Genomic DNA, 16,662 nt, shown 5'->3' on the forward strand with positions numbered 1-16,662 from the left:
ACTTGGCTCATAAGTCCATTGTACTTCATCAAAGCGCATTCCTCCCGGCACTGACCCTACGGGTACAGTGCGGGGCTCCTGCGATTTCTAGCTGAGTTCGTCTAGCAACGACGGGAGGAGCCGCCCGAAGAGTGGCGAGAAGAGCTGCCCCCCGATGAAGGGCGGGAGGAGGAGCCGAAAGAGCCAGAAGAGCGCGAGGAGCCGCCACAACAGGAGCTTGCAAAGCTTGGATCTGGTTTTGCAGTTGTCTGCAGCGACGCTGCCTGCGCCAGTACATTGTGCCGCCGATTATCCCTGCAGCACCTGCCCCCACCCCTACCAACGGCCAGGGCGAAGGGGGAGGCGGGTAGGTCATGCCTCTGTTGAATTGCTGCCCGGCGCTGCAGCCGGCCTGACCGCGTCAGCGCTGCAGTTCCCCCCCCAGCGCTTTGCTCCTGACGCCAGCTGTCCCATGGGCTATTTTTGCTGGGGATCCCCCCTGGTTGCCCGCAGGACTCTGTCCCACCGGCGCGAAAGGGCGAGCCATCCCAGTTTTAAGGCCGGCCCCAGCACCTGCCAGCCGCGAAACCGAACCACCAGGGATCCCTGTCCGCACCAGCCGATGCGGGTGAAGGTCAAGCGCAGGTGTTGGGCCAACTGAGGGGGTAGAGCGGCGATTAGTCCCAAGCATTGCCCCGTCAAAGCCGGATCGGCAAAGCCAATTTCCACCCCTCCTTGCCAAGATTGGATGTGGAGCTGCTTGCCCAGCTTCCACAGGTAGGGCCAATCTCTGGGGGAGCAACGTTCTCTCCGCTGCGCCGGCCAACGGCCGCGAAGGCGCAGGGATCCCCAACGCCATTCCCAACCACGGCGGCTGCCCCGCACGGCCCAGCCTCCCCAGCCGTGCCATTTCCAGATCCAGGCAAGGGGGCCCTGCCAGGGTTTGCGGTAGCGCAGAATGAGCTGTTGAGGCCAGAACAAGAGAGTTCCCACAAAGACGGCCAGCAGCAATCCCAAAGGACTCCGTCCCGCTAACGCGAACAGCTTGAGCACCGACTGGGATCCTCCGCGGTCAATCCATAGCGGGCCAGAAAACGGGGCAAATCGACCACCAGGCAGGTGTAGGATCCCTGCATCACCAGCCGCTCCTGCTGGGTGATCTCCACCTGAAACTGAATGCGTCTCCCCTCCACGGCCACGACTTCGACCCGAACCTGCAAGGGATCCCCCGCCACCGCTGCCGACCGATGCTCCAAGGCAAAGCGGATCCCGACCGCCGCTTCCTCCGGCTCGTAGAAGGGCTGCAAGGTGGTGTGGCTGCACCGCTCGATCAACGTCAACAGAGCCGGGGATCCGATCACCTTCACACCGGGGTTGCCCAGGGCTGCAGCGGTTTGTTCCGGGCCGAGGATCCCCTGCCAGGTGCCGAGGGTGCCCAGGGGAACAGGTTTCATCAGCGGGCGGGGGCGCGCGTTCTCCCAGAGTGCCATAGGCTCCAGCCTTGCCAGAGCAGGAGAATCAACGCCAGGATCCCGACCACCCCGGCCAGCACCAGCGCCCGTTCCAGGCGGGTGGCATGGAAGCCGGTTACCGTCCAATCGCGGCTGAGGTTGGATCCCAGAATGGCGAGCACAGCCAGGCCCAAACCTCGGATCCCCAGAGATTCCGCCCCTCTTCCCTCCTGCTGCAGGAGGATGGGCTGCAGCGCCGCCAGGATCAAAGCAGTCATCAAAGCTCCCAATAGGAAGGCCGCTTGCGGCTGAGCGTGAATGAAGTAGCCCACCCCCACCGGCAGAGCCAGGCTGGCCAGCGTCAGAGCGATCCCCGTCTGCAGGGGTTTGTCTGGCCCATACAGCCAGTGCAGGAGCGCCGCCAGCGCCATGGCCGCCATTCCCAGGTACAGCGCCGCCGACACATAGGGTTGGGTGAGGTCGATCCCGGCAACCTGCAGGTTGAACTGGTGCAACAGGTTTTGCAGCAGAGGGCGGGCCGACAAGAAGAGGGCTGCCATCGCCCCCCAACGGCTGGGAAAAGCCAGACATCCCAGCCCCAAGAGGGCCGCCCCGTAGGATCCCCCCAATCGCAGCGCCAGCAGCGCTCCTCCGCCCACCAGCGTTAGGCCCACACAGGCCCGCCAGAGCAGCCGTCCTTGTTGCTCGGCAACGCTGACGCGACCGGCTAAAGCCTCCGGCCCGCTGACATGAGCAGGTTCCCCTGGCGCAGGGATCCCCTGTCCCGTCTGGTTCTCCAAGGCAAGCAAGGCCCACGAGAGCAGCACCCCCACCCCGTAGAGCAAGGCCCAGAAGGGATCCTGATATAGACTGTTGCGGGTCAAGGCCAAGGCCAGCGCCAGCGCCACCAGCCACCCCACCCCATGCCCCACTGCCGACAGCAGCCTGGGGGAGTCTTCTGCGGCGGTCAAGAGGGGCACAGTGCCTGCCACCAAGCTGAGGGCGGCCAGCCCCACCGGCAACAGCACCTGCCAAGGGAGATCCGGCTGGGATCCCATTTCCAAAGGGCTCTGCCCCGCTAGCGCGAACAGGCGGGATCCCCAGGTTAAGGCGGCAATGCCGCTCCACCCCTGGCCCAGCGCCATCAGCAAGGACAGGGCTTCTGTTTCGGCCAAGACCCCCAGCAAAGGGATCCCCACCAAGCCCATCCCCAGGCCGCAGCCCCACAGAAAGAGCATTCCATGCTGCTCCGCAATGCCGATGCGACTGGGGGAGCCGATAGCCAGACTTTGCCAGGCCGCCAAACTGAGCAACAGCACCACCAGCCCTTGCCCGGCCCGACCGCAGCCACTCAACCCCAGTAAACCCACCCCCACCAGGCCCCCCAACAACAAAGCCAGGGGGATCAGATCCGGCAACTGACCCAGCCAGCACCCCAGCGCCGCCAAGGCCACCAAGCCCAGCCCCACTGCCGGTTGCCAGCGGCGAACGGATCCCCAGCGGCGATAGCGAATCGCTTCCAACAGCAGAATCACAAAACCAATCGCAGCCGCAATCGCCAAAACCCCTCTGTCCATAAGCCCCCGCCCTTTCCCCCCAGCCTTGCTGGCTTTGTCCTGGTTCCCAATTCTTCTCGCAGCTACCCACTCTATTTAAGACCTGCCCTCCCTTCTGGAGCCAGTCAACCCGGCCTCCTCAAAGATAAGCTGGAAGAGTGCAGCAAGCGAGCATTCATGGCTTCAGACCAGTACAAGTTCGATCTCTTCCTGCGCTACCACCGAGAGCAAGCCCGTTGGGCTCGGCAGTTGGCAGAGCGGCTGGATCGCGAGGGTTTCAAAGTCTGGTTTGACCGCTGGATGCTGCAGCCGGGGGATAACCGCAAGCTGGAGCTGCAACTGGCCATCGAACAATGCCGCTGGGTGGGAGTGGTGGCCTCTCCAGAGTTTGTTGCCGATCCCTGGCCAAGGGATGAGCTGTACAGCGGGTTTCCCCATGCCCCGGCACGACAAAACCAGCGCCTGCTGACGCTGCTGCACACCCCCACTGAGCTACCCCGCCCCCTGGAAGAGGCGCCCCTGCTGGATTTTACTGGCTCAGAAGAGGATCCGGTGCTGTTTGAGTACCGCGCCTTGGAGCTAATGCACTTTTTGGATCCCAGCTTCCCTGCCCCCGGGGATCTGCAGCGGTTCCGGCTGCAATACCGCCGCCGTGAGGGGAAAGAGTCCCTGGAAGATGAAGAGGTGCGGGGATTTCAGGCCTTTTTGCGGGCCATCCAGATGGCCATCCTGCGCATTGCCACAGGCGAAACCCCCTCCGCCACGCCAGAAGAAGGAGCGCGTCAGATCGCCATTCTGCAGTTTATTCAGCGGCTGTTTCAGTGGAACAGTGCCGACATCCAATTCGAGCGGGGGGAAGACTGGCGTCGCCGCGGCAACCTGACGGAAGCCCTGGCCGCCTACGACCGGGCTCTGAACATGGATCCCAACTTCGCCCTGGCTTGGAGCCGCCGTGGGGATGTGCTGGTGCAGCTGGCCCGCTACCGCGAGGCGGTGGACAGCTACAACGGATCCCTGAGCATCAACCCCTACGACGAAGAAACCCGGCTGCGCCTGGCCCTGATTCTGGGGCGCCTGGGGCAGTACAAGTCGGCGGTGGTTAACTACGACAAGGTGCTGGAGAGCAACCCGGAAGATGCTCTGGCCTGGCATAACCGCGGCATCCGCCTGCTGCAACTGAAGCGGTCGAAGCTGGCCCTGAACAGCCTGAACAAGGCGCTGCGCTACAACCCCAAGCAGCCCCGCACCTGGCTGGCCCGTGGGATCGTGCTGCGGCGGCTGCGGCGGCCCAGCTCGGCAGCGGCTAGTTTTGCGCGGGTTTTGAAGCTCAACCCCAGAAGTGCGCGGGTTTGGCGCTACCAAGGCAATGCCCTCTTCCACTGCCACCGGCTGCGCTCGGCTGTCGAGTGTTACAAGCGCTCGCTGCGGCTGCGTCGCCGGGATCCCATCACCCTGCACAACTTGGGGGTGGCCCTGCTGCGCTTGGGGCAGTATCGGCTGGCCAGCAAGGCCCTAGAACGCGCCCTGCGCTACGATGCCGACAACTACAAAAGCTGGTACGCCCGCGGTGTGGCCTTCCAGAAATTGGGCTACCTGAAAGAAGCCTGTATCCACTTCGAGGAAGCCCTCAAGATCAAGCCGGAGCACTTTCCAGCCCGCTATGCCCTGGCAATGGCCCAGCAGGAGCTGGGGCAATATGGGGCCAGCCTGCAGCATTTCCAGCGCTTGGTGCAGCAGCGTCCCGGCAGTTCTGCCTGCTGGTTTGGCCAGATCACCAGCCTGCGGCGCCTGGGCCGGCTGGAAGAAGCCCGTGCCGCCTGCCAGCAGATGCTCCGCCTCAACGAACGGGATCCCTGGGGCTGGTTTGCCCTGGGGTTGATCTACAGCGAGCTGAGGGATCCCGAACAAGCTGTGCAAGCCTACTCGCGGGTTTTGCAGCTCACCCCAGAAGATGCTGTGGCCCTCAACAACCGCGCCTGGGAAGCCTTGAAACTGGGGAAGCTGGAACCTGCCCTGGCAGACGCCCAACAGGCCACGCACCTGGATCCCCAGCGGCCCGCCTTTTGGCACACCCTGGGGCTGATTCAACTGCGCGCCGGCCAGCGAGAAGCCGCCCAGGCCAGCTTGCGGCGCTGTCTGGAGCTGGATCCCCAATTTCAGCCGGCCCAAGCTGCTTTGCAGGATTTGGCCCAAGAAGACTCGGCCTCGCCGGCGGGAATGGCTCTGCCGGAATTGGAAACCCTCACTCCCCAACCGCAGCCGGTTGACCCCAACCCCTAGCAGGATCCCCTGGGCTTTCAGACCCCAAGGACAATGCCTGCAGCAGGCAGACGGGAGCAGAACATGCCACACTGGATCCCGCCCCCCAGGACCGACACGCATGGATCCCTATCTGATCCCTGTCAAGCTTCCCCACAGCTCCTACGATATTCTCCTCCAGTCTGCCGAAGGCCCCCCTGGCCACAGCCTCATCCAGCTGGGATCCCAAATGCGAGCTAGAGGGCTTTCCGGCAAGGCTCTGGTGGTGAGCCATCCCGGCATTGCCAAACACTTTGCCGAGAAGTTGCTGCAGGGGCTGCAACAAGCGGGGTTCGCCGCCCACCTGTGCCTATTGCCTGCCGGCGAACGCTACAAAACCCTGCGCTCGGTGGCCAAGATCTACGACGCCGCCCTAGCCTTTGGCCTGGAGCGCTCCTCCACCTTGGTGGCGCTAGGAGGGGGGGTCATTGGCGACATGGTGGGGTTTGCTGCCGCCACCTGGCTGCGCGGGATCCCTTTTGTGCAGGTGCCCACCTCACTTTTGGCCATGGTGGATGCGGCCATTGGTGGCAAGACCGGCGTCAACCATCCTGGCGGGAAAAACCTCATTGGGGCGTTTTATCAGCCGCGCCTGGTGTGGATTGATCCAACGCTATTGCAGACTCTGCCCCAGCGGGAGTTTACTTCGGCTTTGGCAGAGGTGATCAAATACGGCGTGATTCAGGCTGCCGACCTATTTGAGTTTTTGGAAGATCGACCCCAACTGAGCCGCTATACCGACTTTACTCCCGCAGACTTGCACTACCTGCTGCGCCGCTGTGCCGAGTGCAAAGCCTGGGTGGTGCAGCAGGACGAGAAAGAAGCGGGCCTGCGGGCCATCCTCAACTACGGCCACACCCTCGGCCATGCCCTAGAAGCTGCCACCGGCTACCGCCGCTACCTGCACGGAGAAGCTGTCGCCATCGGCATGGTAGCTGCCGGGGAGATCGCCCGCCGCCTGGGGTGGTGGAGCGCTGCTGAAGCCGAACGGCAACGACGCCTGATCGAGAAAGCAGGACTGCCCAGCCGGTGGCCGGCCGGGATCCCTTGGGAGACGGTGTTGCAGGCGATGCAGGCCGACAAGAAAGTCAAACAGGGGCGGATTCGCTTCGTTTTGCCCCGCCGGATTGGCCAAGCGGAGCTGACCGATCAAGTCGAGCTGGCAGAGGTGCAGGCTGCTTTGGCCTCGATTACAGCAACCTCTGGAACCCTAGAATTAGGAAAACCTAAGGACAAGAAAGCATGGCACGGCAACAACGGGTAGCCATTTTGGGAGCAACAGGAGCAGTAGGGACGGAGCTGCTGACGCTATTGGAAGAGCGCCACTTTCCTGTAGCCGACCTAAAGCTTTTGGCCTCGCCCCGTTCAGCGGGCACTTATTTGACCTTCAAGGGGGAGCGGATCCCGGTTGAGCCGGTTTCAGAAGCGGCCTTCCGGGGCCTGGATCTGGTGCTGGCCTCTGCCGGAGCCGGTGTCTCCAAAACCTGGGCCAGAACCATCGTCGAGGCGGGGGCGGTGCTGATTGACAACTCCAGCGCCTTTCGCCTGGATCCCAATGTTCCGCTGGTGGTGCCGGAGGTCAACCCCCAGGAAGCCTTCCGTCACCAAGGGATCATTGCCAATCCCAACTGCACCACCATCCTAATGTGCGTGGCCATCTACCCCCTGCATCGCCACATCCCCCTGCGCCGCGTGGTGGCCGCCACCTATCAATCGGCCAGTGGGGCCGGGGCCCGCGCCATGGTGGAGCTGCAAGAGCAAACCCGCGCCTACCTCCAGGGGCAGCCGTTGCAGCCCCAGGTGTTCCCTTACCCCATTGCCTTTAACCTCTTCCTCCACAACAGCCCCCTGCAAGAGAACGGCTACTGCCAGGAAGAGATGAAGATGGTGAACGAATCCCGCAAGATTATGGGATCCCCCAACCTGCGGCTGACAGCTACCTGTGTGCGGGTGCCGGTGCTGCGTACCCACGCCGAGGCCCTCAATCTAGAGTTTGAACAGCCCTTCCCTGTGGAAAAAGCCCGGCAAATCCTGGCCCAGGCCCCTGGGGTGGTGCTCATTGAAGATTGGCAGCAGAACCGCTTTCCCATGCCCATCGACGTGGCCGGCAAGGATGAAGTGGCGGTGGGCCGCATCCGCCAGGACATCTCCGAGCCCAAGGCCCTGGAGCTGTGGCTGTGCGGGGATCAAATCCGCAAAGGTGCGGCCCTCAACGCCCTTCAAATTGCCGAGCTGCTTTTGAAGGACTAATTAACCTGAACCGTCCAGGTTACCGGCCCCACTGTAACAGGGTTAGCCTGAGTGCTGTTCAACGTCACCGGGGAGTTGGGGTAGGTGTAGGTGCCGGATGTGGGCAGAGGTATTGTCGTTTGGACAAAGATGTCCACTGTGCAAGTTTGTCCTGGGGCTAGTGGTGCTCCGGTGAATCCAATTGAGTTTGGCGGCACTATATTGACGGTGCCGCACGTAGCTGGCAACACAGACGAACCGGTAGCTGTCAAACCACTAGCCGGCGCTATCGGCAAGGTGTGGTTAAAGGCCAAGCCCGTCAATGTAATGGCTGCGTTGTTGGTTATTGTAAACGTCAAAGTTCCGGTGGCGGTACCTGGGGCACTTAGGACACGCGGGTTGGGAGCAAAGGCCATGGTAAAGTCGGGAGCTGGCACCGTTACCGTTAAGCTGATAGCAGCAGCGGTGGCATTGAGCCCTTGGTTGCTGCTCAGGGTTACCGCGGGGCTGGTCAGGGATCCCACTGTCGTGGCTGTAACCTGAAGATCCAGGCTGATGGTGCAGCTAGCGTTGGCTGCCAATGAGCCGTTGACCAACGAGATGGAAGTGGTTGTTGGTGAAGCTATCACCGTCCCCCCACAGCCATCGCTCAGGTTATTGGGACTGGCAATGACCAAACCGTTAGGCAAGGTGTCGGAAAAAGCTAGACCAGTCAGCGGCAGAGCGGCTGTGTTGGTAATCGTGTAGGTCAGAGTTGTTTTGGGAGTGGAGCCAAAAGCCAGCGAGACCGAGGTAGAACTAAATGCCTTGGCAAAAGTCGGGGCACCCGGCGTGGGTGTCGGAGTCGGCGTAGGTGTCGGAGTCGGCGTAGGTGTCGGAGTTGGAGTCGGTGTAGGTGTAGGCACTGTCGTCCCACCGCTTCCGCCGCCACCGCAGCCGGTCAGTCCTAGACAGGCCGCTCCTAGACTCAAGGCCACAAGAGTTGTAACTGCTTTTTTCTTCATCGCTCTCTCACTCCTCATCACTATCGGACTTGACTTTAGTTTTTATCGACCTGTCTTGCTGCAGTGTACTCCAGTCCAATTGCTGTTCAGGACGCTTCTGCGCCGAGGCAATTCACAATTATTGTAATAAACCTTGGCTTAGCTGGCAAACTCCAACTAGGGAATAGCTCCTTCAGACTTGCTCTTAGGTACCTTGCTTGTAAGCACAAAATCTGGCGCTCCAAGCCAACTTTCAGCTAGAAATCGCAGGAGCCCCGCACTGTACCCGTAGGGTCAGTGCCGGGAGGAATGCGCTTTGATGAAGTACAATGGACTTATGAGCCAAGTCCTGACCATATCCTGTAAGCTCAAGGCGTTCCCGTCACAAGCCGCCAAATTGGACGCGACGATGGATGTCTTTGTGCAGGCATTGAACTGGGTCAACCAGAACACGCCGGAGAAGATCGTCAACGCGGTCAAACTGCAATCCCTTTGCTACTACGAGATTCGAGCTCGGTTCGGCTTGTCCAGTAACTTGGCTCAACAGGTGTGCAGACGGGTGGCGGGCGCTCGCAAAGTGGCGAGACAGCGCAACCGTCCGGTTAAAGAGTTCAAGCGTAGGTTCGTTACCTACGACGCACGCATCTTCTCGTTCCGTCAAAAAGACTGGACGGTGTCGCTGACCACGGTTGAAGGGAGAGAACGCTTTGAACTGGTCATTGGCAACTACCAGCGTGGGATGCTGGCTGGCTCTAACCCCAAATCGGCCACCCTGGTCAAGCGCAAAGATGGCTCCTACTACATCCAGATTTGCGTAGAGGAAAAGCCACCCAAGCAACAAGATACCGACAAGGTGATCGGGGTGGACTTGGGAAGGACAGATATTGCCCATACGTCAGAGGGGGACAATTGGAATGGACAGCAGTTGAACAGAGTCCGAGACCACTACTCCCGGTTGAGGGCGGTACTCCAACGCAAAGCCAGTAAGGGCACACGCAGTTCGCGGCGCAGATGCAGAGAACTGTTGCAACGGCTGTCTGGCAAGGAGAGACGCTTTCAAGTGTGGGTCAATCATCGCATCTCCAAAGCTATTGTCTCTAGGGCAAAAGCTACCAACAGCGCTATCGCCCTGGAAGACCTGACAGGGATCCGGGAAAGGGTCAATCAACAGCCACGCAGCAAAGCCGAGCGGCGCAGGGCCAACAGTTGGGCGTTCTACCAGCTACGCCAGTTTCTGGAGTACAAGGCTCTGCGTGCGGGGGTTGCTTTGATTCTGGTGCCGCCTGCCTACACGTCGCAGACCTGCCACCGGTGTTTGCACATTCATCCCGACCCTGCGCAATCCTACCGCAGTGGAAAGAAGTTTAAGTGTGGACACTGTGGATGGGAGGGGGATGCGGATTTGAATGGTGCGAATGTGATTGCGCTTTTGGGGGCTGCTGTAAACCAGCCTAGAGGTTCGTGGTTGGCTTGCCAACTGCAGGGCTACCGAAAGCCCGCCCTGTACTGCGAAGCAGTCAGGGTCGGGTAGTTTACAACCTCGCCTATGCCGCTCGAGCCAGCAATGTTCACACAACGTTGGAAAGGGAGGAGAATTGAAAAGCATTCGGCCTTTGTGGAGATTGGCTTGTGCATCCAATTGGGATGGGATCCCTGGCCAGCTTGATCGCCGGCTTGGCGACGGGGCTGGGGGCTTTGCCGGCCCTTTTTCTTCCCTCGCTCTCCGAAAGGGCGCAAGGGATCCTGCTGGGATTTGGGGGTGGGGTGATGCTGGCGGCCACCTCGTTTTCGCTGGTGGTGCCGGGCACCGAGGCAGCCATAGCGCTGGGGTATTCCCAGTTTGGAGCGGCTGTGGTGATGGCGGCGGGCCTGTTGTTGGGGGCGATCTTCCTGGAGAGTGCCCACCGCCTCTTTCCTCACGAGCACTTTTTCAAAGGGGTGGAAGGGGAGAACCGCGCCCATTTGAAACGGATTTGGCTTTTTATCATTGCCATTGCCCTGCACAATTTCCCGGAAGGACTGGCGGTGGGAGTGGGTTTCGCTACCGGCCAAGTCGGCGATGGGTTGGCGCTGGCGCTGGGGATCGGCTTGCAGAACATGCCAGAAGGGCTGGTGGTGGCTTTGTCGCTGGCAAGCCAGGGGTACTCGCGGCTGTTCGCTTTTGGCATCGCCCTGCTGACCGGACTGGTGGAGCCCATCGGCGGGATCCTGGGAGCAACGGTGGTCTCTCTGGCGCAGCCCCTACTACCCTGGGGCATGGCTTTTGCGGCGGGGGCGATGTTGTTTGTCATTTCCGATGAGATCATCCCTGAGTCGCACCGGCAGGGGTTGGAGCGGGAGGGCACCTTTGGGGTCATCAGTGGGTTTGTGGTGATGATGTTGCTGGATATCACCTTGGGCTAGCAAGGGATCCCGTCGCGAAGTGGAACGGAGTTTTATTTTTTTATGTTGAGTAACGAACCCTTTTTGTGGCGAGGAGCAGGGGAACACGCCTGTCTGCTGCTACATGGATTGGGGGGCGGTGTTTACGAGTTGCAATGGCTGGCAGAGCGGCTGTTGGCGGCTGGCCTGACGGTGCAGGGATTTAACTATCCCGGCCATGACAGTGCTCCGCATCGCTTACACGACCGCCGGTCTGCCCACATGCCCCCTTCCCGCTGGACGGAGTGGTACGGGCGGGCTTTGGAGCATTACCTGGCTCTGCAGCAGGAGTATCCCCGCGTTTCCTTGGTGGGCTTTTCCACCGGCTGTCTGCTGGCTTTGCACCTGGCTTTTGCCCATCCCATCCATAAATTGGTGCTGCTGGCGCCGTTTTTCGCCATTCGCCACCACTGGTACTATCTTTTTCGCCCAGAGCAGTACCTGAACAGCCTGGGTTGGCTATTGAAGGAGGTGCCCCGCCTCAGCTTGCCGATTCGGGATGGGGACGCTCGAGCCTTGGCAGAAAGAACGGCCTATTTCCGCAGCTTTAATCTGTCGGCAGTGCGCAGCGCTCTGGAGCTGATCGAGCGGGTCAAGGGAGAGGTGGCCGGCATCCGGGTTCCCACTCTGATCCTGCAATCTCGCCAAGATACAGTAGTGGATCCTGAACAGGCAGCGTGGCTCTATCAAGAGCTGGGATCCGAGGAGAAGATCTTGCATTGGCTGGAGCACTCCGACCACATCCTCACTTTGGACTGCGAGCGGGAAACGGTGTTTGCCCAGGTTTGCGCCTTTCTCAAACGGGATCCTTCTGCGCCCGGATCAGCGTAACCCGCTGCCAAGCACCGCGGGCATCGTAGTCTCGGCTCAAACGCAAGAGACAATGGCAGTCTTCCGACTGCGGAAACCAGCTCAGGCTCACCGAAAAGCTGCGATCCCGGTGGGCGGTAGGGATGGGCAAGGGATCCGGCCCGCCAATCCACAGCCCTCCCGGCAAGGGATCCCAGTTGCTCAACCACTCTGCCCCCGAGGAGTCCACCTCGGCTTCGGCAAACCGGCCCTCGGCAACCGCAAAGCTCTGGGCGATCCCCCGCCATCTCCCCTGGAGGCAGGCTCTCAGTCGCTCTCTGCTCAGGGGTGCACAGTCTGCAACGGGATCCAAAGCTTGGCCGCGCCGCTCCAGGATCGCGGTTACCTCTACCAGACGACCTTGGGCATCCCACTGTTGCACCAGCCGCGCCTTGCGATCCCCCCAGAGAAAGCCCTGCTCGACGGCAAAATCACTAAACGGCGCCAGTTGCAGCCGCCCATTGGAAAAAGATCCATCGGGGAAAAAGCGCAATCCCGGCGAGAAATCCTGGTAGACCCAGCTCTGGGAGCTTTCGGGAGTGGGGGATCCCTGTAGGGGGTAGTAGGTGTTGGTTTGGCGGATCGCGCCCAACTCCAAAGCCTCAAAGGTGATGAGGCTGCGCTTTTGGCCCCCCAGCTCCCAACCACCGTGGGCAGTAGGTCGATAGTCAGAAAAGAGGCCGTGCCATTCTCCCAAGTGTAGGGCTAGGCATTGTATCGGGGTTTTCATGGAGAAGCCTGAAGTGCAACGTTGAAGACAGAGCCGATGGGGAAGAAGCTCCGAGGTGGCATTTTACTGGTTTTGGGGTTTATGCTGTCTCCCCTTTCCTGGTGGAATGACTTGTTTTTCAACCTGCCGATTGCCTATGGGTTTGGCTACCTTTGTAGCCTGTGGCAGCCACAGTGGTTTTTGGGCGGAACTCTCGTGGGGTACTGGCTCTCCAACTTGATAGGCATTCTCATGATGCAGTTTGGCGCTACGGATGTCGTCGAGAAAGGCGAGAAACCCCGCAATATGAAACGCGATCTCTTGATTGGGCTGGCTTCTTCTACCGCCTATACTTCGGCAATTGTTGGGCTGCTTCAGTTTCACCTCGTCGATATCAGCGCCATCTTCCCCATTTCTTAACCCTATGCCGCTGGCAATTTTCTGGGCAACTTTAGTCGAAGGGATCCTCGCTTTTGTTGCCACCCATATCGACGACTTTTTCTTGCTGGTTCTGTTGTTTGCCCAGGCGCAGCTGCAACCCCTGTGGAAGGGCTGGCACATTTGGCTGGGAGGCTACTTGGGCTTGGCAGGGTTGATCCTGCTCAGCTCTCTGGGATACCTGGGGGGCCTGCTGTTGCCGCCACCTGCGATTGGGCTGCTGGGGTTGATCCCGGTTGCGGTAGGCGGTTGGAAATTGTGGCAACCTGAACCTGAAGAAACCTTGGAAAAAGAGTTGGAAGAGTTGCGAGAGCGCCCAACCCAAAAGGCTTGGTCAGTTTTTTTGCCCCCACCAGCCCTGATGTCCATGCTCCTCACCTTTGCCAATGGTGGAGATAATGTCAGCCTGTACGTTCCTCTGTTTGCCGGCAGCACCCCTCCTCAGTTGGCCCTTTTTTCCACGATCTTTTTTCTGATGAAGGGATTGTGGTTTGCAATGGCTCAAAAACTGACGATGCAGCCTGCAGTGGCGAAGGTTTTAACGGAACGGACAGAACACTGGGTGCCCTGGATTCTCATGGGCTTGGGGGTGTGGATCCTGTTCAAAAATGAGACTTGGAGATGGCTTTTGTCTTAGACTCTGGCCGGGATTTGTTCGTGATAGCGGGACGGGATTCTTTCGAGTTCTAGTCGTTGTGTCGGTCTAGGGAGGGATCCCAGTCCAGATCTTCGTGGCGGTGCTCCCGTTCCCAGCGATGCACCCAGTCCCAAATGCGATAGTGCTGCTCGGCGGTGAGTTGCTTGGGATCCTGGGCCAAAGCGGCAGCCTCTTCCGGGGTGAGCAAAGCAGCCAAGCTGCCGATCTCCACCAAATAGCGGCGTTCTTCCGCAGTGGTGTGGGACTGATTGAGCCGTTGAATTAAACGACGTAAGGTGGCTGCATCTTGACTCATAAGCCGATAGGAAAGAATCGACGAGCATCTAAGCTGGTAAGAACAGTTTAAGAGCAGAATCATCAAAATCACCAAAAGAAAACAGTCTAAATTGTCTGCCCAATGCTCCTCTAATCCTCAAAGGATCCCAGAATGCGCACTTCCGGCTCCAAAAGCACCGACCATTGTTGATAGACCTTTTCCTGGGCCAAGCGAATCAAGCGGTAAATGTCCTTGGCACTCGCCTGATGGCAATTGAGGATGAAGTTGGCATGGCGCTCTGAAATTTGGGCCCCACCGATGCGGTACCCCTTCAAGCCGACCTGCTCGATTAGCCAGCCGGCAGGGTGAGACTCTGGGTTGCGAAAGACGCTGCCACAACTGGGCAAATGATAGGGCTGAGAGCTCAGGCGTTGGTTGAGGTAGCGCTGGGTTTCCCACTGCACCTGGGACGGATCCCTGCTTGGGATCAACTGCAGCGTCGCTCCTGTCACCGTCCAGGGGGAGTCCTGTAGGCGAGAGCGGCGATAGCCAAATTGCAGATCGGCAGGTTCTAGGCGGCAGGGCTCCTGCTCCTCATCCAAAATCTGCACTTCCACCAGCACATCCGCCATGGCGCGTCCGTGGGCACCCGCATTCATCACCACGGCTCCCCCCAGGGTGCCCGGGATCCCAATCGCCCACTCCAACCCACTCCAGCCTTGCCTGGCGGCGGCCCGCGACAGATTGACCAAAGGCTCTCCGGCAGCGGCCCAAATTCTCCCCCCTTCCAGCAGTTGGATCCCGCGCAAACGGCGAGTGCCGATTACCAGCCCCTTCAACCCGGCATCGCTGATGAGCAGATTGCTACCTGCCCCCAGCAGCGTCGTGGGGATCCCTTCTGCTCGCGCCCAAGCCAAACACTGCTGCAGCTCCAGATGGCTACGGGGCTCACAATACCACTCCGCTTTGCCGCCCACGCGAAAGGTGGTCAGAGGAGCCAACGGGATCCCCGATTGAATTCGTCCAGAGAGTCGGGCAAAACTTGAGGTATCGGGGCCACAGGGATCGCCTTGCGGAAGCACCACCGGAGCTGTAGTCATGATGCCAACACCTCAGCAGACACCATCTCCCCGACCGAGTTCTCGGCTTCTCCCGGCAGCTCCCCTCCAGAGTCCACTAAGGGTTGCTCCCCAGCCTGAGCCGCATATGCCCGCATCGTAGCGATTATCTGCTGATTTAAGTCCCCTGCGCCCAAAAAAACGGCGAGATCTCCAGGCTGCAGGACGGACGGCAACACCTCCGGCAATTGCGGCAAAGACGACACATAGCGCACATGGGGATGGTGCTCCGCCACCGCCACGGCCAAGCGCAAGCTGTCGGAACCCTCAGGCGCCGGCTCTCCTGCCCCATACGTGGGCACGATCACCACCACGTCCGCCTCCCCAAAGCAGCGGGCAAAATCCTGGAACAAGGCAGCCAAACGGCTGTGGCGATGAGGCTGAAACACGGCCACCACCCGCCGCTGTTGCAGACGGGCTGCCTGCAGAGTGGCCCGAATCTCGCTGGGATGATGGGCATAGTCGTCGATAAAGGTGACTCCACCCACTTCCCCCTTGTGCTCAAAGCGGCGATGCGCCCCCCGAAATTGCGCCAAAGCTGAGGCAATCACCGCAAACTCCAAGCCCAACTGTCGCCCAACGGCAACCGCCGCCAGGGCATTGCTGAGGTTATGGGATCCCAGCACCTGTAGGCGAAGCTGGCCGAGCAGGGATCCCTTTTCCCAGATCTCAGCGCAGGTGGAATTGGCAGTGTAGAGGATTTGGCGAGCTTGGTACTGGGCTTGGGGATGACCGGTCAGGCTGTAACCCACATCCACCGCCAGGTGAGCCGCCACGTTGGGACAGTCCAGACAGGCCACCAGCGTTTGGCTTTGCTGCCCATACTGTTGAAAAGCCCGGATCACCTGCCCCAAATCGGCGTAGTGATCGGGGTGATCCAGCTCAATGTTGGTGATCACCCCAATCTTGGGATAGAGCCGCACCAGGGATCCATCCGACTCATCCACCTCGGCCACCCAATACTCCCCCTTGCCCAGACGGGCATTGCCATCCCAGGCATCCACTTCCCCGCCGATAATCAAGGTGGGATCCCAGCCCGCCAAGAGCAACACATAGCCGATCATGCTGCTGGTGGTGGTTTTGCCGTGAGTGCCGGCCACCCCAATGCCGGAGCGATGGTTAAACAGAGCCGCCAACAAGTCCGCCCGATGCCAAACCGTCAATCCTTTGCCCAGGGCAGCGGCCAATTCTGGATTGGTGGGGCGAATGGCGCTGGAATAGACCACCTGCGGATCCCCGACCAACCCCTCCAAGCTGTGGCCCTGAAAGAAGCGCACCCCCAAAGCTTCCAGTCGGCGGGTACGGCCATTGGCGACAATGTCGGATCCGGAAACGCGAAACCCTTGTTTAGCCAGGATATAGGCCAGAGCCGACATCCCCACTCCACCAATGCCCACAAAGTGATAGGTGGAAAGCAAGGGATCTAGGGGATCCAAATGCAGGGGCGGAGGCTGAGACGGAAACGGCAACGGCGGGATGGGATCCCTTCCTCCAACTGTTTCCACCATCGCAACTCCACCCCACTCCTAAAACCGCCACACTCCAAAAAAAGGACTGCGTTCTGCTGACTACAAACAGGTTCGAACAGGCCACATCATATCAGGAATCCCCAGAGCTAGGTAGGCTGCGCCCCACCGGTTGCCGTGATCTGCCGGCACCTTGGGGAACCCACAGGGGGTGAAAATACGGTGAGCACAAGCAACACAGAATACAGCTG

At 60.2% G+C, this 16,662-nt stretch carries 16 protein-coding genes; 8 read left to right on the forward strand and 8 right to left on the reverse strand.

The features are described from left to right. Window positions 1–456 precede the first annotated feature (456 nt). From ACVWZ1_RS11675 to ACVWZ1_RS11685, 3 genes are read right to left on the reverse strand one after another with little or no spacing between them, the layout of a single operon-like run. The gene (locus tag ACVWZ1_RS11675; protein WP_457503438.1) at window positions 457–1,032 is read right to left on the reverse strand and encodes a hypothetical protein; all 576 of its coding nucleotides are present in this window, start codon (window positions 1,030–1,032) and stop codon (window positions 457–459) included. Beyond that, a complete protein-coding gene (locus tag ACVWZ1_RS11680) occupies window positions 1,011–1,433 on the reverse strand; it encodes a thioesterase family protein (RefSeq protein ID WP_457503439.1) in 423 nt (140 codons plus the stop codon). The genes ACVWZ1_RS11675 and ACVWZ1_RS11680 overlap by 22 nt, the downstream gene beginning before the upstream one ends. Beyond that, window positions 1,433–3,007, reverse strand: coding sequence for a hypothetical protein (locus ACVWZ1_RS11685; protein WP_457503440.1), 1,575 nt, complete (start codon window positions 3,005–3,007; stop codon window positions 1,433–1,435). The genes ACVWZ1_RS11680 and ACVWZ1_RS11685 overlap by 1 nt, the downstream gene beginning before the upstream one ends. Before the next feature lie 156 nt (window positions 3,008–3,163). Between ACVWZ1_RS11685 and ACVWZ1_RS11690 the strand changes: the two genes are divergently transcribed. From ACVWZ1_RS11690 to ACVWZ1_RS11700, 3 genes are all read left to right on the forward strand, one after another. Continuing rightward, window positions 3,164–5,266 carry a tetratricopeptide repeat protein gene (locus ACVWZ1_RS11690; protein WP_457503441.1) on the forward strand — a complete coding sequence of 701 codons (2,103 nt, stop codon included), beginning with the start codon at window positions 3,164–3,166 and terminating at the stop codon, window positions 5,264–5,266. 100 nt (window positions 5,267–5,366) lie between these two features. Continuing rightward, entirely contained in the window at window positions 5,367–6,548 is a 1,182-nt protein-coding gene (aroB, locus tag ACVWZ1_RS11695) for a 3-dehydroquinate synthase (RefSeq protein WP_457503442.1), read from the forward strand. Beyond that, entirely contained in the window at window positions 6,527–7,534 is a 1,008-nt protein-coding gene (locus tag ACVWZ1_RS11700) for an aspartate-semialdehyde dehydrogenase (protein ID WP_457503443.1), read from the forward strand. The genes aroB and ACVWZ1_RS11700 overlap by 22 nt, the downstream gene beginning before the upstream one ends. Here the strand turns inward: ACVWZ1_RS11700 and ACVWZ1_RS11705 are convergent. Continuing rightward, a complete protein-coding gene (locus tag ACVWZ1_RS11705) occupies window positions 7,531–8,517 on the reverse strand; it encodes a DUF7933 domain-containing protein (RefSeq protein ID WP_457503445.1) in 987 nt (328 codons plus the stop codon). The two genes, ACVWZ1_RS11700 and ACVWZ1_RS11705, sit on opposite strands and share 4 nt — an antisense overlap. 316 nt (window positions 8,518–8,833) lie before the next feature. Here ACVWZ1_RS11705 and ACVWZ1_RS11710 point away from each other — a divergent pair, with 316 nt between their 5' ends. From ACVWZ1_RS11710 to ACVWZ1_RS11720, 3 genes are all read left to right on the forward strand, one after another. Continuing rightward, complete coding sequence (locus ACVWZ1_RS11710) at window positions 8,834–10,027, forward strand: RNA-guided endonuclease InsQ/TnpB family protein (protein WP_457503446.1); 1,194 nt, start codon at window positions 8,834–8,836, stop codon at window positions 10,025–10,027. Window positions 10,028–10,125: 98 nt separating this feature from the next. Next, entirely contained in the window at window positions 10,126–10,899 is a 774-nt protein-coding gene (locus ACVWZ1_RS11715; protein WP_457503448.1) for a ZIP family metal transporter, read from the forward strand. Between the two features lie 42 nt (window positions 10,900–10,941). Continuing rightward, window positions 10,942–11,748 carry an alpha/beta hydrolase gene (locus ACVWZ1_RS11720; protein ID WP_457503449.1) on the forward strand — a complete coding sequence of 269 codons (807 nt, stop codon included), beginning with the start codon at window positions 10,942–10,944 and terminating at the stop codon, window positions 11,746–11,748. Here the strand turns inward: ACVWZ1_RS11720 and ACVWZ1_RS11725 are convergent. Then, entirely contained in the window at window positions 11,714–12,496 is a 783-nt protein-coding gene (locus ACVWZ1_RS11725) for a DUF3598 family protein (protein ID WP_457503450.1), read from the reverse strand. The two genes, ACVWZ1_RS11720 and ACVWZ1_RS11725, sit on opposite strands and share 35 nt — an antisense overlap. A gap of 81 nt (window positions 12,497–12,577) precedes the next feature. Here ACVWZ1_RS11725 and ACVWZ1_RS11730 point away from each other — a divergent pair, with 81 nt between their 5' ends. Beyond that, window positions 12,578–12,895 carry a hypothetical protein gene (locus ACVWZ1_RS11730; protein ID WP_414375130.1) on the forward strand — a complete coding sequence of 106 codons (318 nt, stop codon included), beginning with the start codon at window positions 12,578–12,580 and terminating at the stop codon, window positions 12,893–12,895. A gap of 4 nt (window positions 12,896–12,899) precedes the next feature. Continuing rightward, on the forward strand, window positions 12,900–13,550 hold the full coding sequence (locus ACVWZ1_RS11735) for a cadmium resistance transporter (protein WP_457503452.1): 651 nt from the start codon (window positions 12,900–12,902) through the stop codon (window positions 13,548–13,550). Window positions 13,551–13,599: 49 nt separating this feature from the next. Here the strand turns inward: ACVWZ1_RS11735 and ACVWZ1_RS11740 are convergent, their stop codons facing one another. The 3 genes from ACVWZ1_RS11740 to murC form a co-directional block, all read right to left on the reverse strand. Beyond that, window positions 13,600–13,866, reverse strand: coding sequence for a hypothetical protein (locus tag ACVWZ1_RS11740; protein ID WP_414329076.1), 267 nt, complete (start codon window positions 13,864–13,866; stop codon window positions 13,600–13,602). 110 nt (window positions 13,867–13,976) lie between these two features. After that, on the reverse strand, window positions 13,977–14,927 hold the full coding sequence (gene murB, locus ACVWZ1_RS11745) for a UDP-N-acetylmuramate dehydrogenase (RefSeq protein ID WP_457503453.1): 951 nt from the start codon (window positions 14,925–14,927) through the stop codon (window positions 13,977–13,979). Continuing rightward, window positions 14,924–16,453, reverse strand: a complete 1,530-nt coding sequence (gene murC / locus ACVWZ1_RS11750) for a UDP-N-acetylmuramate--L-alanine ligase (RefSeq protein ID WP_457503454.1) — start codon at window positions 16,451–16,453, stop codon at window positions 14,924–14,926. Before murC ends, murB begins: the two co-directional genes overlap by 4 nt. Window positions 16,454–16,662: the final 209 nt, after the last annotated feature.

The sequence above is a fragment of the Thermostichus sp. MS-CIW-25 genome (assembly GCF_054060015.1).

Bases quoted from the DNA above. Each gene is read 5' to 3' on its own strand.
- ACVWZ1_RS11680 (WP_457503439.1), bottom strand. From the start codon at position 1,433: ATGAAACCTGTTCCCCTGGGCACCCTCGGCACCTGGCAGGGGATCCTC.
- ACVWZ1_RS11685 (WP_457503440.1), bottom strand. From the start codon at position 3,007: ATGGACAGAGGGGTTTTGGCGATTGCGGCTGCGATTGGTTTTGTGATT.
- ACVWZ1_RS11690 (WP_457503441.1), top strand. From the start codon at position 3,164: ATGGCTTCAGACCAGTACAAGTTCGATCTCTTCCTGCGCTACCACCGA.
- aroB (WP_457503442.1), top strand. From the start codon at position 5,367: ATGGATCCCTATCTGATCCCTGTCAAGCTTCCCCACAGCTCCTACGAT.
- ACVWZ1_RS11700 (WP_457503443.1), top strand. From the start codon at position 6,527: ATGGCACGGCAACAACGGGTAGCCATTTTGGGAGCAACAGGAGCAGTA.
- ACVWZ1_RS11705 (WP_457503445.1), bottom strand. From the start codon at position 8,517: ATGAAGAAAAAAGCAGTTACAACTCTTGTGGCCTTGAGTCTAGGAGCG.
- ACVWZ1_RS11710 (WP_457503446.1), top strand. From the start codon at position 8,834: ATGAGCCAAGTCCTGACCATATCCTGTAAGCTCAAGGCGTTCCCGTCA.
- ACVWZ1_RS11720 (WP_457503449.1), top strand. From the start codon at position 10,942: ATGTTGAGTAACGAACCCTTTTTGTGGCGAGGAGCAGGGGAACACGCC.
- ACVWZ1_RS11725 (WP_457503450.1), bottom strand. From the start codon at position 12,496: ATGAAAACCCCGATACAATGCCTAGCCCTACACTTGGGAGAATGGCAC.
- ACVWZ1_RS11730 (WP_414375130.1), top strand. From the start codon at position 12,578: ATGCTGTCTCCCCTTTCCTGGTGGAATGACTTGTTTTTCAACCTGCCG.
- ACVWZ1_RS11735 (WP_457503452.1), top strand. From the start codon at position 12,900: ATGCCGCTGGCAATTTTCTGGGCAACTTTAGTCGAAGGGATCCTCGCT.
- ACVWZ1_RS11740 (WP_414329076.1), bottom strand. From the start codon at position 13,866: ATGAGTCAAGATGCAGCCACCTTACGTCGTTTAATTCAACGGCTCAAT.
- murB (WP_457503453.1), bottom strand. From the start codon at position 14,927: ATGACTACAGCTCCGGTGGTGCTTCCGCAAGGCGATCCCTGTGGCCCC.
- murC (WP_457503454.1), bottom strand. From the start codon at position 16,453: ATGGTGGAAACAGTTGGAGGAAGGGATCCCATCCCGCCGTTGCCGTTT.